The organism is Streptomyces noursei (assembly GCF_016917755.1).
In the GTDB taxonomy this organism is placed as follows: domain Bacteria; phylum Actinomycetota; class Actinomycetes; order Streptomycetales; family Streptomycetaceae; genus Streptomyces; species Streptomyces yunnanensis.
The window spans coordinates 2,484,375-2,497,616 of the sequence record NZ_CP070326.1; the positions used below are offsets into that span (position 1 = coordinate 2,484,375).

The 13,242-nt window shown below is 72.2% G+C and carries 14 protein-coding genes and 7 tRNA genes; 9 read left to right on the top strand and 12 right to left on the bottom strand.

Annotated elements, in window-relative coordinates; all coding sequences use genetic code 11:
* Positions 1-64: 64 nt before the first annotated feature.
* The 3 genes from thrS to JNO44_RS10960 all read right to left on the bottom strand — a co-directional run bounded on the left by thrS (position 65) and on the right by JNO44_RS10960 (position 3,939).
* On the bottom strand, positions 65-2,047 hold the full coding sequence (gene thrS, locus JNO44_RS10950; protein ID WP_205363448.1) for a threonine--tRNA ligase: 1,983 nt from the start codon (positions 2,045-2,047) through the stop codon (positions 65-67).
* A gap of 102 nt (positions 2,048-2,149) precedes the next feature.
* Positions 2,150-3,352 (bottom strand): hypothetical protein, encoded by a 1,203-nt coding sequence (locus JNO44_RS10955; RefSeq protein ID WP_240167519.1) that lies wholly within the window; start codon positions 3,350-3,352, stop codon positions 2,150-2,152.
* Positions 3,352-3,939 carry a DUF4365 domain-containing protein gene (locus JNO44_RS10960; RefSeq protein ID WP_205363449.1) on the bottom strand — a complete coding sequence of 196 codons (588 nt, stop codon included), beginning with the start codon at positions 3,937-3,939 and terminating at the stop codon, positions 3,352-3,354. Before JNO44_RS10960 ends, JNO44_RS10955 begins: the two co-directional genes overlap by 1 nt.
* Before the next feature lie 226 nt (positions 3,940-4,165).
* Between JNO44_RS10960 and JNO44_RS10965 the strand changes: the two genes are divergently transcribed.
* Positions 4,166-4,891 carry an exonuclease domain-containing protein gene (locus JNO44_RS10965; RefSeq protein ID WP_205363450.1) on the top strand — a complete coding sequence of 242 codons (726 nt, stop codon included), beginning with the start codon at positions 4,166-4,168 and terminating at the stop codon, positions 4,889-4,891.
* Between the two features lie 138 nt (positions 4,892-5,029).
* Here the strand turns inward: JNO44_RS10965 and JNO44_RS10970 are convergent.
* The 3 genes from JNO44_RS10970 to JNO44_RS10980 form a co-directional block, all read right to left on the bottom strand.
* Positions 5,030-5,101, bottom strand: a tRNA-Val gene (locus JNO44_RS10970).
* Positions 5,102-5,185: 84 nt separating this feature from the next.
* Positions 5,186-5,656, bottom strand: coding sequence for an SRPBCC family protein (locus JNO44_RS10975; protein ID WP_205363455.1), 471 nt, complete (start codon positions 5,654-5,656; stop codon positions 5,186-5,188).
* A gap of 87 nt (positions 5,657-5,743) precedes the next feature.
* A tRNA-Val gene (locus JNO44_RS10980) sits at positions 5,744-5,815 on the bottom strand.
* Positions 5,816-6,189: 374 nt separating this feature from the next.
* Between JNO44_RS10980 and JNO44_RS10985 the strand changes: the two genes are divergently transcribed.
* Together JNO44_RS10985 and JNO44_RS10990 are read left to right on the top strand one after the other, a co-directional pair.
* Positions 6,190-6,603, top strand: coding sequence for an SsgA family sporulation/cell division regulator (locus JNO44_RS10985; protein WP_003959770.1), 414 nt, complete (start codon positions 6,190-6,192; stop codon positions 6,601-6,603).
* Between the two features lie 225 nt (positions 6,604-6,828).
* A complete protein-coding gene (locus JNO44_RS10990) occupies positions 6,829-7,395 on the top strand; it encodes a CGNR zinc finger domain-containing protein (RefSeq protein WP_067353759.1) in 567 nt (188 codons plus the stop codon).
* A gap of 73 nt (positions 7,396-7,468) precedes the next feature.
* Here JNO44_RS10990 and JNO44_RS10995 read toward each other — a convergent pair whose 3' ends face one another.
* Both JNO44_RS10995 and JNO44_RS11000 read right to left on the bottom strand, forming a co-directional pair.
* Positions 7,469-7,624, bottom strand: coding sequence for a hypothetical protein (locus JNO44_RS10995; protein WP_167390759.1), 156 nt, complete (start codon positions 7,622-7,624; stop codon positions 7,469-7,471).
* Between the two features lie 68 nt (positions 7,625-7,692).
* The gene (locus JNO44_RS11000; protein WP_039637974.1) at positions 7,693-8,139 is read right to left on the bottom strand and encodes a hypothetical protein; all 447 of its coding nucleotides are present in this window, start codon (positions 8,137-8,139) and stop codon (positions 7,693-7,695) included.
* 173 nt (positions 8,140-8,312) lie between these two features.
* Between JNO44_RS11000 and JNO44_RS11005 the strand changes: the two genes are divergently transcribed.
* Positions 8,313-8,873 carry a DsbA family protein gene (locus JNO44_RS11005; RefSeq protein ID WP_205363457.1) on the top strand — a complete coding sequence of 187 codons (561 nt, stop codon included), beginning with the start codon at positions 8,313-8,315 and terminating at the stop codon, positions 8,871-8,873.
* A gap of 70 nt (positions 8,874-8,943) precedes the next feature.
* On the opposite strand, the gene JNO44_RS11010 is transcribed toward JNO44_RS11005, so the two are convergent.
* From JNO44_RS11010 to JNO44_RS11020, 3 genes are read right to left on the bottom strand one after another with little or no spacing between them, the layout of a single operon-like run.
* Positions 8,944-9,774, bottom strand: a complete 831-nt coding sequence (locus tag JNO44_RS11010; RefSeq protein WP_205363459.1) for a GNAT family N-acetyltransferase — start codon at positions 9,772-9,774, stop codon at positions 8,944-8,946.
* 39 nt (positions 9,775-9,813) lie between these two features.
* Positions 9,814-10,638, bottom strand: coding sequence for an aminotransferase class IV (locus tag JNO44_RS11015; RefSeq protein ID WP_205363461.1), 825 nt, complete (start codon positions 10,636-10,638; stop codon positions 9,814-9,816).
* Positions 10,635-11,705 carry a chorismate-binding protein gene (locus JNO44_RS11020; RefSeq protein WP_205363470.1) on the bottom strand — a complete coding sequence of 357 codons (1,071 nt, stop codon included), beginning with the start codon at positions 11,703-11,705 and terminating at the stop codon, positions 10,635-10,637. Before JNO44_RS11020 ends, JNO44_RS11015 begins: the two co-directional genes overlap by 4 nt.
* Before the next feature lie 177 nt (positions 11,706-11,882).
* Between JNO44_RS11020 and JNO44_RS11025 the strand changes: the two genes are divergently transcribed.
* The 5 genes from JNO44_RS11025 to JNO44_RS11045 all read left to right on the top strand — a co-directional run bounded on the left by JNO44_RS11025 (position 11,883) and on the right by JNO44_RS11045 (position 12,349).
* A tRNA-Gly gene (locus tag JNO44_RS11025) sits at positions 11,883-11,955 on the top strand.
* 40 nt (positions 11,956-11,995) lie between these two features.
* Positions 11,996-12,069: transfer RNA gene (locus tag JNO44_RS11030), tRNA-Cys, on the top strand.
* A 1-nt stretch (position 12,070) separates the two neighbouring features.
* Positions 12,071-12,142, top strand: a tRNA-Val gene (locus JNO44_RS11035).
* A gap of 24 nt (positions 12,143-12,166) precedes the next feature.
* Positions 12,167-12,238 (top strand) — tRNA-Val (locus tag JNO44_RS11040).
* Positions 12,239-12,277: 39 nt separating this feature from the next.
* Positions 12,278-12,349: transfer RNA gene (locus JNO44_RS11045), tRNA-Val, on the top strand.
* Positions 12,350-12,596: 247 nt separating this feature from the next.
* Here the strand turns inward: JNO44_RS11045 and JNO44_RS11050 are convergent.
* Positions 12,597-12,806 (bottom strand): hypothetical protein, encoded by a 210-nt coding sequence (locus JNO44_RS11050; RefSeq protein WP_205363473.1) that lies wholly within the window; start codon positions 12,804-12,806, stop codon positions 12,597-12,599.
* Between the last annotated feature and the right edge of the window lie 436 nt (positions 12,807-13,242).

Here is a 13,242-nt window from a genome sequence, read left to right on the forward strand (position 1 = left end):
CGGCCGGCGGGGGAAGCGGCGAGGGGCGGTCCCGTTGGGACCGCCCCTCGCCACCTGGACTGCGTCAGACCTGGACGCGGCGCTCCACCACGTCCAGCAGCTTGGCGATCGCCTGCTCGCGCGGGATGCCGTTCTCCTGCGACCCGTCGCGGTAGCGGAACGACACTGCCCCGGCGGCCATGTCCTCGTCACCGGCGAGGATCATGAACGGCACCTTGGACTTCTGCGCGTTCCGGATCTTCTTCTGCATCCGGTCCGAGGAGGAGTCCACCTCGACCCGCAGCCCCTTGGCCTTCGCCTCCGCGGCGAACTCCTCCAGGTACGGGACGTGGGCGTCGCCGATCGGGATGCAGGTCGCCTGCACCGGGGCCAGCCACGCCGGGAAGGCACCCGCGTAGTGTTCCAGCAGCACCGCGAAGAACCGCTCGATGGAGCCGAACAGCGCCCGGTGGATCATGACGGGCTGCTGCTTGGAGCCGTCCGCCGCGGTGTACTCCAGGCCGAAGCGGGCGGGCTGCTGGAAGTCGACCTGGATCGTCGACATCTGCCAGGACCGGCCGATCGCATCGCGCGCCTGCACCGAGATCTTCGGCCCGTAGAACGCGGCGCCGCCCGGGTCGGGCACCAGCGGCAGCCCCTGCTTCTCGGCCGCCTGGCGCAGCGCCTCGGTTGCCTCCTCCCACTCCGCGTCCTCGCCGATGAACTTGTCGGACTCGGGGTCGCGGGTGGACAGTTCCAGCTCGAAGTCGGTCAGGCCGTAGTCGCGCAGCAGGTCCAGGACGAAGGTGAGCAGGCTGTCCAGCTCGTCCGCCATCTGCTCCTTGGTGCAGTAGATGTGCGAGTCGTCCTGGGTGAAGCCGCGGGCGCGGGTCAGGCCGTGCACGACGCCCGACTTCTCGTAGCGGTAGACCGTGCCGAACTCGAAGAGCCGCAGCGGGAGTTCGCGGTACGACCGGCCGCGCGCCTTGAAGATCAGGTTGTGCATGGGGCAGTTCATCGCCTTGAGGCGGTAGTTCTGCCCGTCGAACTCCAGCGGCGGGAACATCGCGTCGCCGTAGTTCGGCAGGTGCCCCGAGGTCTCGAAGAGGGCTTCCTTGGTGATGTGCGGGGTGTTGACGAACTCGTAGTCCGACAGCTCGTGCCGCTTGCGGGAGTAGTCCTCCATCACCCGGCGGACGACACCGCCCTTGGGGTGGAAGACGGCGAGGCCGGAGCCCAGCTCCTCCGGGATGGAGAAGAGGTCCAGCTCGGCGCCGAGCTTGCGGTGGTCGCGCTTCTCGGCCTCGGCGAGGAAGTCCAGGTACGCCTTGAGCTCGTCCTTGGTCGGCCAGGCGGTGCCGTAGATGCGCTGGAGCTGCGGGTTCTTCTCGCTGCCGCGCCAGTAGGCGGCGGCGGACCGCATCAGCTTGAAGACCGGGATGTGCCGGGTGCTGGGCAGGTGCGGGCCGCGGCACAGGTCCTTCCAGCACAGCTCGCCGGTCTTGGCGTCGAGGTTGTCGTAGATGCTGAGCTCGCCGGCGCCGACCTCGGCGGAGGCGCCCTCGGCGGCGTCCGCCGCGGAGCCCTTGAGGCCGATCAGCTCCAGCTTGTACGGCTCGTCCACCAGCTCGGCGCGGGCCTCGTCGTCGGACACCACACGGCGGGCGAACTTCTGCCCGCGCTTCTGGATCTCCTGCATCTTCTTCTCGATGCGCTTGAGATCGTCGGGGTGGAAGGGCTTCTCGACGTCGAAGTCGTAGTAGAAGCCGTCCTTGATCGGCGGACCGATGCCGAGCTTGGCCTCCGGGAAGAGCTCCTGCACGGCCTGGGCCATCACGTGCGCGGCGGAGTGCCGCAGGATGTTCAGGCCGTCCTCGGAGGTGATCTCCACGGGCTCGACCTCGTCGCCGTCGGCCAGCTCGTGGGTGAGGTCCTTCAGCTCGCCGGCCACCCGTGCGGCCACGATGCTGCGCTCGCCCTGGAAGAGGTCGGCGGCCGTAGTGCCCGTGGTCACCACGCGTTCTTCCCGCTCGGAATCGCGTTGGACGGTCACACGGACGTCTGACACCGGTCTCTCCTGACTCATGTCTCCCTCGCGTCAGCGTTTGCTGCGCTCCCGAATCGTACCGAGCCGCAGGACCGCACCGCGAAACGGATTGCCCCCGCCCGCTCAGGCGTCCGCCGGCGGCCCGCCGCACGCCTCGTCGGCGTCGTCGAATCCCCCGTCCCCGGGCTCCTCTCTGAGCGCCTTCAGCAGCCGGTCGCGGTCGGCCGGATCGACCTGTACGGGGGTGACGTCCCGGCCGCCGGTGATCCGTCGGAACCCGCCCCGGCTCTCCAGCCGGCCGCTGACCCGGATCGGCAGCCCCGCCAGATGCGCGTGCCCGGCGATCCGGTAGTCCTCCTCCTCCAGCGCGGCCCGCACCTGCCCCACGTCCGCCCCGGTGATCACCCGCAGCCGCACCGACCCCGGGCCGTCCGGCCGTTCCCGGCGCAGCCGCACGACGGTGCCGGTCACCCGCACCGGCAGCGACGGCTCGGTGCGGACGTAGCGCCGGGCCGCCTGCTGGAGCGCGGGCAGGTCGCCGGGGGAGAACTCGACCGGTTCGGGGCGCGCCGCGGAGCCGGCCGGGGCGCCGGCCGCGGGCGACCAGGCGATGCTGATCCGCACCCCCTCCGCGCCCCGCACCAGCGCGATCAGCGCCTGCGCCAGCTCGTGGCAGACGCCCAGCCCGACCGCCGCGTCGAACGCCTCCATGCCGCCGGTGGCCCGCTGGTAGTCGGTGGCGTCCCGGGCCGCGTGCAGCGCCCGCTGGAGCCCGGCGACCACGTCCCGCCCGGCCGGTACGGGGACGAACGCGGCCAGGCGCCGCCCCGCCGGCGCCGGGCCGACCAGCACCTGGCCCAGGAACCCCTCGGCCCGCCGCTTGTGCCGGGCACCGTAGAAGCCGGCCCGGGAGTAACTGCCCAGCGCGCCGGCGGTCAGCAGGGCCCGGGCCGCGCCGCGCAGCTGCTCCTGCGCCACCCAGTGCGCGGTGCCGGGACCGCCGTCGGGCACCTCGCGCTCCCAGCGGACCTCGTCGCTGGGCACCGCCAGCCCGACCAGCACCTCCCGGGCCGAGGGCGCGGCACTCCGCTCCAGCGCCGCCAATGCCTCGGCCAGCAGCTCGGCGCTGTCCGGAAAGAGACGGTGGTGGGGCACCAGCAGGCTGGTGCCGCCCGTCCCGTCCGGCGGGATCCAGCGGGCGTAGTCGCCGGCCGGGCCGCCCCGGCGCCGCCAGCCGTGCCGGGCCAGCAGGGCGCCGAGCACCGCCGGGTCGAGTCGCGCGGGGTCCGGAGACCGCGCGCCGTAGTCGTCGATCGGCCGGTCCATCAGGGCCTCCCTCCCGCCCCGATCCGCGTCATGATCTCGCGGAGCGCGCGGTCGTCGAAGATCCGCGTGGTCGGGATCCGCACAGTGGTCCTGCGCCGGCCGGTCACCGGATGGCCGGCGAGGTTGATCCAGTAGCAGCAGTGCCGCAGTTCGAGGTGGTCGTGCCCGGCCCGCAGCCAGTCGTCCGGATCCCGCGGGACGAGCATCACGACGAGGATCTTGTGCACCGCCACCGGCGTGCGGGCCAGCTTCACCAGGTGGTCGTTGTCGAGCGTGAAGGCGAAGGTGGGCCCGGGCGGGCGCGGGGCGGTCTGGTAGGTGCACTTGAGCTGCACCTTGATGGTCACCTCGTCGTCGACGGCGTGGTCGGGCGCGGCGTGGCTGACGTGCCAGTCGATTCCGTTGTCCGGGAAGGGCTGGGCCAGCGAGCACCCGGAGGCGGCGGCGACCGCGTGCAGGTAGCCCACCTGGAGGGTTTCCATGCAGGCCGTGGTGGCCAGGCCACCACGCTGCGAGGTGAGGGAGGGCCGGGGGTACCGCCCGCTTGCGGGGGACAGCCCGCCCGGTTCGGGCTGCGCGAGGGTCATCGCGGGATGCCTTCCGGGCCGTGCCGAATCGATGCGTCGGGGCGGCGGGGCGGGACCCGGCGCGGGGGAGACGCCGGGCCGCGCGGTGTGCGCCGGCCCGTCACTGTGGTTGTCTCCGCGTCAGACCGGCCGCAAACAAGGGCGGTTCGAGCCGACCTGGTCTCGGGTATCACCAGCTCGGGTGACGTGCACCGTCATCCCCCGTACGACCGCGAGGAGTTGGGTGATGCCGCGCTGGTATGACGGTCCACTTGCCGCCTTCGACACCGAGACGACGGGCATCGACGTGGAGCGCGATCGCATCGTCTCGGCCGCCCTGGTCGTCCAGGAGACCCCGCGCGCCGCCCCGCGCATCACCCGCTGGCTGATCAACCCGGGGGTGGAGATACCCGAGGCCGCGACCGCGGTGCACGGGCTCACGGCCGGTCACCTCGCGCTGCACGGCCGCTGGCCGGCGCCGGTGCTGGAGGAGCTGGCCCGCGCACTGGCCGCCCAGGCGGTGGCCGGTCGGCCGCTGGTGGTGATGAACGCCCCGTTCGATCTCACGCTCCTGGAGCGGGAGTTGAAGCGCCACCGCGCCAGCTCGCTGAGCACCTATCTGGGGGCGTACCCCCTGCACGTCCTCGACCCGCGCGTCCTGGACAAGCACCTGGACCGCTACCGCAAGGGCCGTCGCACCCTCACCGATCTCTGCGCGCACTACGAGGTCGAGCTGACCGACGCCCACGAGGCGGCGGCGGACGCACTGGCCGCACTGCGGGTGGTCCGGGAGCTGGGCCTGCGCTTCGCCGACCGGCTGGAGGGGCTGCAGCCGGCCGAGCTGCACACCCGGCAGGCGGTCTGGCACGCGGCCCAGGCACGCGGCCTCCAGGCGTGGTTCGCCCGCAGCGGCTCCCCCGAGCCGGTCGATCCGCACTGGCCGCTGCGGCCGGAACTCCCCTCCGCGGCCTGATTCCTCGTCAGGGTTCCCACCGCGCCTTCCCCGGGGGACTCCGCCGTCGACCGCACAATCGCCCGCCCCGGATCACGGCCGCACCCGACCAACAAAAAGAACCGGACCGCCTTTTGGCGGCCCGGTTCTCGATCCCGGTGGGCGATACTGGGTTCGAACCAGTGACCTCTTCGGTGTGAACGAAGCGCTCTCCCACTGAGCTAATCGCCCGGGTGTCGGCGGGGTTTCCCTCGCGAACGACCTGAACGATACAGGTCGTCACGCCCTTCCATCAAATTCCTGTCCCGCCACCCCTCACCCGCGGGCCAGCCAGGCCCTCAGGCCGCGCCGCCCGGCCCGCATCATCAGCGCGTGATTGACCCGGAACACCGGCCGTCCCAGCAGCGCCCAGCGCCGCAGCACCGGCTTGCGGACCTCCACCTCCTGCTCGAAGACGGCCCGCGTACCGCCCTCCCCCGGCATGATCGTCCAGCGCGCCCAGCCGGCCAGGTCGCCGCGCATCCCTATTTCCAGCACCCGGGCCGCCGGATCCCGCAGGGTCTCGGTCGCCACCACGGTCAGCTCGTACGGCAGGAAGGACCGGAACCGCGCGGTGCCGCTGCGATCGTCGAGCGGGACGACCTCACGCACCTGCGGCCACCAGCGGGGATACGCCTCGGCCCGCCCCAGTACCGCGTAGACGACGGCGGGCGGGGCATGCAGCAGCCAGACGCTGCGGAAGCGGTAGCGGTGCAGACGGCACGATCGACCTGACGAGTCGGGCATGATCCCAGTGTGCGCCCCCGCCGGCCGAGAACGGCCCAACAACCGCAACGGCCCGGAGACTTGAAGTCTCCGGGCCGTCGTCCGGGGTGGGCGATACTGGGTTCGAACCAGTGACCTCTTCGGTGTGAACGAAGCGCTCTCCCACTGAGCTAATCGCCCGGGCGCATCGACAACATTACCGCACGTCGGGGGCGCTCCTGACCACCGTCGCGGCATCGCCGATCTTCACCCGGCACGCACCGGGCACCCGGCCGTGCGCCGGGCGCCGAACCCCGACACCCGGCACGCCGAACCGCCCGAGATCATCGCGAAGCGCTGCCCGCTCCATTACTCTGCGTATTCGTATCGCCTATGCAACCGGCATGTTCGCCTGGCCGAACTTACCGCCGAGGACGCTCACGCAATCCGCCGTAAGAGGTACCTGAAGCCACACAAAACCGTCAGAGGGGTTTACAACGGCACCGTAGGTGGCATGTCGATTTCGCCGACGTGCGAATCCCCGAGCGCACACTGAGCGAAAGGCCCTGGCGCTTATGAACACCACGGTCAGCTGCGAGCTGCACCTGCGCCTCGTTGTGTCGAGCGAGTCCTCACTGCCTGTACCCGCGGGCCTGCGGTATGACACGGCCGATCCGTATGCCGTGCACGCCACCTTCCACACCGGAGCCGAGGAAACGGTTGAGTGGGTCTTCGCCCGCGACCTCCTCGCCGAGGGCCTGCATCGGCCCACGGGCACCGGAGACGTCCGCGTGTGGCCGTCCCGGAGCCACGGACAGGGCGTCGTCTGCATCGCCCTGAGCTCCCCGGAGGGGGAAGCCCTCCTGGAGGCGCCGGCGCGGGCACTGGAATCGTTCCTCAAGCGGACGGATGCCGCCGTACCGCCCGGTACGGAACACCGGCATTTCGACCTCGACACCGAGCTCTCCCACATCCTGGCGGAGAGCTGAGACGCAGCACGCACACCCACCGCATCCACCCGCTCACACTTGCGACCGTCCGACTCGGGGAGACGGCGCAGGACCGACAAGTTCACACGGCACACTTCGGCGCCGTCACCGCGGACCCACCGCGGTGACGGCGCCGAGGCTTGTCCCAGGCGCTAGAGTCGGCGACCATTCGCCAACGACACCGGGGCGGCAGCGGCCGACCCCACCCGGCCAGGGAGCGGAACCGTGATGATCACCCATGACACCCGGTGCGCGCTGGACGCGGTCGTCGATCTGCTGAACACCGCCCCCGAGGGCGACTCCCCCGGCGCCCCGGACAGCCTGACCGACCTCGCGGCCCTCGCGGAGTTCGTCCGGCGCAACGACGTCAGCGACGTCGGATCCCTCGGCCCGGACGACCTGGCGGCCGTACGGGCCGTCCGGGCGCGGTTCGCGGAGGTCTTCGCCGCCGGCGACGACCGCGCCGCCGCCGCACGGCTGAACACGCTGGTCGCTTCGGCGGGCACCACCCCGCGGCTGACCGACCACGACGGCTACGACTGGCACGTCCACTACTTCGCGCCGGGCGCCTCGGTCGCCGACCACCTGGCCGCGGACGGCGGGATGGCGCTGTCCTTCATCCTCGTCGCCGGGGAGCGCGAGCGGCTGCGGCGCTGCGAGGCACCGGACTGCCGACACGCCTTCGTCGACCTCTCCCGCAACCGCTCGCGGCGCTACTGCGACAGCCGGACCTGCGGGAACCGGCTGCACGTCGCGGCGTACCGCGCACGGCGGCGGGAGGCGGCGGGCTGAGCGACCGCGGCGGGTACGGCCCGCGGTCGCACGGTGGCCGGCGGGCCGGGTCCGCATCCGGCCCGTGCGGACCTCAGAGGATGTAGAGGTCGTGTACCGCGCCTAGGAGGAGCAGTAGGCCGATCACGGCTAGGAAGAGCATCAGCGGCGGCTGGGACAGCGCGAACAGGCAGCCGCGTGGCTCGGGGGACGGGGCGTCGTCTTGGGCGAGGGCGCACTCATCGTTCATCTCGCGCGCATCATCGCGCAGATGATCGTCCCGGAAGCCGCAATAGGCCGCTCAGCAGCGGGAGTTCATCAGATCCCGTGCTTTTTCAGGATCGCTTCGATGTCCGAGAAGTCATCCTTGGGAGCGCTGCCCGCGCTCGGCGCGGGGGTGCTCTTCGGCGCCTTCCGGCCGGGGCCGAGGGACGGCGCGGAAGCGGCCGGCGCCACCGCCGGCGCCCCGGAACCCGCCGCGGCCCGGCGCTCCTTGCGACCGGCTATCCCGCGACGCCGCTCCACCAGCCTGCTGATCGCGAACAGCCCCGCGGAGAGCGCGAGCACCCCGAACCCGGCCCAGACCGTGGGTTTGAAGACGATGCTCGTGACCCAGTCGATGACGCCCGTCATGACCAGGCCGATCGGGATCAGGGCGAAGGCGGCGATCCGGGTCGCGGCCAGGAAACGCTTGCGATAAGCGGTCAGCGCGGCGATACCCAGGCCCGCTGCCGACACCGCGGCACAGACTGTCGAGGTCAGCATCCGGTCCTCCTGCCGGTCCAAAGGGCGAGCGGGCGTTCCGCGCTCCCCTCCATCCTGCCCCCTCCGACCCCGCACAGGCCACGTCCGGGCCAGGACCTCAGGGAGATCTCCGGGTCGCTCTCCTCCGCAGGTCCGGGTTCCTCCCCAGGGCGGCGGGCTGGAAGACTGGCCGTATGAACGACGCCGCCGCCTCCGGCCCCACCAGTCCCGTCAGCCCCGACCGCCCTGTCAGCCCCGTCCTCGACGTGTGGTGCGATCTGCAGTGCCCGGACTGCGCCACCGCCCTCGCGGACGTACGGGCGCTGCGCGAGCGCTTCGGCGACCGGCTGGAGATCCGGCTGCGGCACTTCCCGCTGGCCAAGCACAAGCACGCCTACGCGGCCGCCCAGGCCGCCGAGGAGGCCGCCGAACAGGGGCAGGGCTGGCCGTACATCGAGGCGTTGCTAGCGCGCACCGCGGAGCTCGGCAAGCACGGCGAGAAGGTGCTGCTCGACGTCGCCGGGGAGCTGGGGCTGGACGCCGAGGAGATCGACACCGCGCTGGTCGACGGGCGGCATCTGCTGGCGGTGGACGCGGACCAGGCCGAGGGCAAGGCGATCGGGGTGACCGGCACCCCGACGTACGAGATCGGCGGCGAGCGGCTGGACGGCGGCAGGAGCCAGGAGGGGCTGCGCGCCCGGATCGAGGAGATCGCCGAACGGCTGCTGGCCGGGCCGGACTCCGCCGCCGGCTGACGCGACCGCGGCCCGGCCGCCCGCTCCGGTCGGGCCCGTCAGGCCCCCGCGGGCCGGTCGGTGGAGCGGGTCAGAGGATCGGCTTCCACATCCGGTACGCGGTGGTCCGGTAGCCCAGCGAGCGGTACAGACCCAGCGCCGCGGCGTTGTCCGGGTGGACGTGGAGCGCCAGCGAGGAGCGGCCCGCGGCCAGGGTCTCCCGTTCGGCGACGAGCATCAGGCTGCGGCCGTGTCCCTCGCCGCGGTGCTCGGGCGCCACCCGCACGTCCATCACGTACCCGCCGGGCTGCCCGGGGAGCCGCAGGGCGAGCCACAGGGTGCCGACGTCGGTGCCCTCGTGGGCGAGGACCCGCAGGACGTGACCGGGGGTGGCCGCGCCCTCGGGGAGCAGTGCCGCGTGCTCGGCGGGCACGGTCGCCTCGGCGCGTTCGCGGGACATCCCCTCGGCGGTCTGCTGCCGGACGCGCTCGGCGATCGCGGCGTCCCGCCAGGCCGGGTACCCGTCCTCGGACATCGGCCGGTCGACGCTGCCGTCGGGGAGCCCGCCCGGGCGGGTGAGGGCCCGGGTCATGATCCGGCCGCGTTCGGTGTAGCCCAGCGCCGCCGAGAGCCGCACCGCGGCCTCGGCGTCCCTGGGCACGGTCAGTTCGATCTGTCGGCAGCCCCAGCCGCGCAGTACCTCCTCGGCGGCCAGCGCGGCGACCGTGGCGCGGCCCCGGTGCCGGTCGGGGGCCTCGACGTGCAGGGCCTCGATCCGGCCGGCGGTGGGCCCGAAGCGGGCGTCCGTGGCCAGCTGGATCCCGCCGACCCGGCGGCTGTTGACGCAGATGTCGTAGGGGCGGGACCGGCGGCCGTCGTCGTGTCGTACTTCGGGGCCCGCGGGGCGCAGCGTAGTGGTCACGAAGGACTTTCTACTCGCCCGCCCGCGAGCCCGTCACCCTCAGCGCGGGTCGAAGTCCGCGGCCGACTCCCGGTCGAAGATCCGCATCGCCTCGGCGGTCACGGGGCCCGGCTCGTCGGCGAGTTGGCGGCCGTCGATCCGGGTCACGGCCTGGACATCGCGCAACGTGGAGGTCAGGAAGATCTCCTCGGCGCTCTCCAGGACGTCCAGCGGCAGGTCGGTCTCCTTGGCGCCGGCCCAGGCGACGGTCAGGGCGCGGGTGATGCCGGCCAGGCAACCGGAGGCCAGCGGCGGGGTGTGCAGTTCGCCGTCGAGGACGACGAAGATGTTGGAGCCGGTGCCCTCGCAGAGCGCGCCGGTGGTGTTGGCGAACAGCGCCTCGGAAGCGCCCTGTTCGCGGGCGCGGGCCAGGGCGACGACGTTCTCGCCGTACGACGTGGTCTTCAGGCCGGTGAGGGCGCCGCGCTCGTTGCGGGTCCAGGGGACGGTGACGGCGGCGGTGGTGTCCGGCCGCCGGCTGGTCGCGGAGACGGCGACGACCAGGGTCGGGCCGGCCTCGCCACGGTCCGAGCCGAGCGGCGAGACACCGCCGGTGTAGGTGATCCGCAGCCGGCCCAGCGGCATCGGGTTGGCGTCCAGGACGGCCGTGCAGCCGCGCCGCACCTCGTCGAGGTCGGGTTCGGGCAGGCCGAGCCCCCGGGCGGACGTGGCCAGGCGCTCCAGATGGCGGGTAAGGGCGAAGGCCCGCCCCCGCTCGGCCTTGATCGTCTCGAAGACCCCGTCGCCGACCGTGAGGCCGTGGTCGAAGACCGAGACGCGGGCGCCCTCGGCGTCCCGCAGTTCCCCGTCGAGCCAGATCTTCATCGCTTGGGTCCTTCCGTCACTTCGTGCTCACCAGACGCTACCGCCAGCAGCCGGCGCGCCTTCAACTCGGTCTCCGCCCACTCCCGCTCCGGGTCCGAGTCCCAGATGATCCCGGCTCCCGCGCCGAAGCGGAGCACCGGCCCCTCGGTGGGGGCGCGGTCGATCCAGAACGTGCGGATGCCGACGTTGAGCCAGCCGGTACGGCGGTCGGCGTCCACCCAGCCGATGCCGCCGCAGTACGGACCGCGCGGGGCGGTCTCCAACTCGTCGATGATCCGCAGGGCGCTGGACTTGGGGGCTCCGGTGACCGAGCCGGGCGGGAAGGTGGCGCCGAGCAGATCGGCCCACGCCGTCTTCTCGTGTGCCTCGGCCAGTTCACCGCGCACGGTGGAGACGAGGTGGACCAGGCCGGGGTGTTCCTCCACCGCGCACAGGGCGGGAACGGTCACCGAGCCGGTGGCGCAGACCCGCCCGAGGTCGTTGCGGACCAGGTCCACGATCATCACGTTCTCCGCCCGGTCCTTCTCCGAGAGGTCCGCGGCGATGCGGCCGGTCCCCTTGATGGGACCGGACTCGACGGTGCGGCCGTCCCGGCGCAGGAACAGCTCCGGGGAGGCGGTCGCGATCTCGACGCCGTGACCGGGCAAACGAATCGTTCCTGCGTAGGGCGCCGGGTTGCCGTGCGCCAGGACCGCGGAGAGCGCGTCCACGTCGGCGCGCTCGGGGTCGGGCAACGGCGCGGTCAGGACCCGGCAGAGGTTCACCTGATAGACCGTGCCGGCCGCGATGTGGGCCCGGATGCGCCGGACGCCTTCCGTATAGGCGGCGCGGTCCAGCGAGCTGCGCCAGTCGGCCGGGGCGGGGCCGCGCCAGGCGCCGGGCGCCGGGGCGTCCGCGGCGGTGGCGGGGCGTACGTCGCCGAAGCGGGCGCAGACCACGCCCCCCTCGAAGTCGGCGGTCACCGCCCACCAACCCGCGGAATCCAGTGCCGCCGGATCGCTGGTCACATCGCGCAGGTCGGTGGCTATCAGGCCGCCGAAGCGGGCCATCGGAGCGAAATCGTGCACGTCAGTGAGTCTATGGCGGGGCACCCTCGATCGCCCGGGCCGACCGAGCACCGCAGCACGCTGCACAAACGCGTTTTTGTACTGGCCCAGGAATCCGCTAGAGTTCAACACGTCGCCGGGACGCGGAAGCGCCCCGGAGGCCAGGTAGCTTCCCGACCTAGTCAGGGAGAGCCACCCGCGGACGTAGCTCAGTTGGTAGAGCACCACCTTGCCAAGGTGGATGTCGCGAGTTCGAGTCTCGTCGTCCGCTCGATGTGGGGGATCATCCCGAACCCCCTACACACACTCCTGGTGGAGTGGCCGAGAGGCGAGGCAACGGCCTGCAAAGCCGTCTACACGGGTTCAAATCCCGTCTCCACCTCCAAGGACGATTAGCTCAGCGGGAGAGCGCTTCCCTGACACGGAAGAGGTCACTGGTTCAATCCCAGTATCGTCCACTGATCCGGTAACGCCGGATCCCCGCGCGATTAGCTCAGCGGGAGAGCGCTTCCCTGACACGGAAGAGGTCACTGGTTCAATCCCAGTATCGCGCACGCAGTGCCCGCGGTGATCTTTGAGATCCGCGGTCCCGAGGACGATTAGCTCAGCGGGAGAGCGCTTCCCTGACACGGAAGAGGTCACTGGTTCAATCCCAGTATCGTCCACACCGAAGCCCGAGGGCCGGAGCAGCAGCTCCGGCCCTCGGTCGTTTGTGTCACCGCATTTCGGCGGTCAACTCCCCCGGGCGGCGAGGCAGTTCCCGACAGGCCCGACGGGCGGTTCCCGAAAACCCGATGGCCGGGCATCTCCCCAGATGCCCGGCCACTCGTGCCGTCCGCCGCACCCCCGTCCCCACGGGGTTTCAGCCGGAAGTCCCCGTCCCGGGCCGCTCTCCCAGGACCGGGGCGCCGCTCAGCGCCCCAGCATTCCGACCACGGACGACGCCTGTGTGACGACGGCCTCCCAGCCGCCGAAGACCACGGCCAGGAGGAACACCAGCGGCAGCACCATGGCGACCGCTATGAGGGGATGGCGGGTGCCGGCGGGCCGGTTGCCGCCGAGCGCGGTGGTGGCCCTGCGGCCCCGCGTCCGGAGGGCCGTCCGCCCCGTACTGTCCGCCATCCTTCTGCTCCTGTCGTGTTCCAGGGCGGCGGGCGTCTGACCTCGGGGGACGAGTGCTGCACCCGCCGCTTGACCTCAAGCCTAGGCGGGCGTGGGGGTAGCGGGCGTCATGCCGTCGTACCGCTTGGCGGGCCTCCGGGAGGATGACGGGAGGGGGCCCGGAGTACTCCCCTGGGTGGAGAGAACGGGGGCGGGGCCCGGAGAGATCCCTGACAGGGGCGCACGGCGCAGGTGGGCGGCGCGACGGCGGGTATCGGGCTTGCCGGGCGCAAGGGTGTCGAAACGGTGACTTCGATCACTCGGGGCGCTCCCCCGCGGCCGGCCGCCCCCGCCGCGGGACGGGGCTCGCGGGATCCGGGGCCCGCGCCGCCCCCGCACCTTTCGCACCGTCAAACTCCCTTGGGAAAGGGATCATTGGGGGGCGGTGCGGGTAGCG

Bases quoted from the DNA above. Each gene is read 5' to 3' on its own strand.
- JNO44_RS10955 (WP_240167519.1), bottom strand. From the start codon at position 3,352: ATGGACCGGCCGATCGACGACTACGGCGCGCGGTCTCCGGACCCCGCG.
- JNO44_RS10960 (WP_205363449.1), bottom strand. From the start codon at position 3,939: ATGACCCTCGCGCAGCCCGAACCGGGCGGGCTGTCCCCCGCAAGCGGG.
- JNO44_RS10965 (WP_205363450.1), top strand. From the start codon at position 4,166: ATGCCGCGCTGGTATGACGGTCCACTTGCCGCCTTCGACACCGAGACG.
- JNO44_RS10975 (WP_205363455.1), bottom strand. From the start codon at position 5,656: ATGCCCGACTCGTCAGGTCGATCGTGCCGTCTGCACCGCTACCGCTTC.
- JNO44_RS10985 (WP_003959770.1), top strand. From the start codon at position 6,190: ATGAACACCACGGTCAGCTGCGAGCTGCACCTGCGCCTCGTTGTGTCG.
- JNO44_RS10995 (WP_167390759.1), bottom strand. From the start codon at position 7,624: ATGAACGATGAGTGCGCCCTCGCCCAAGACGACGCCCCGTCCCCCGAG.
- JNO44_RS11000 (WP_039637974.1), bottom strand. From the start codon at position 8,139: ATGCTGACCTCGACAGTCTGTGCCGCGGTGTCGGCAGCGGGCCTGGGT.
- JNO44_RS11005 (WP_205363457.1), top strand. From the start codon at position 8,313: ATGAACGACGCCGCCGCCTCCGGCCCCACCAGTCCCGTCAGCCCCGAC.
- JNO44_RS11015 (WP_205363461.1), bottom strand. From the start codon at position 10,638: ATGAAGATCTGGCTCGACGGGGAACTGCGGGACGCCGAGGGCGCCCGC.
- JNO44_RS11050 (WP_205363473.1), bottom strand. From the start codon at position 12,806: ATGGCGGACAGTACGGGGCGGACGGCCCTCCGGACGCGGGGCCGCAGG.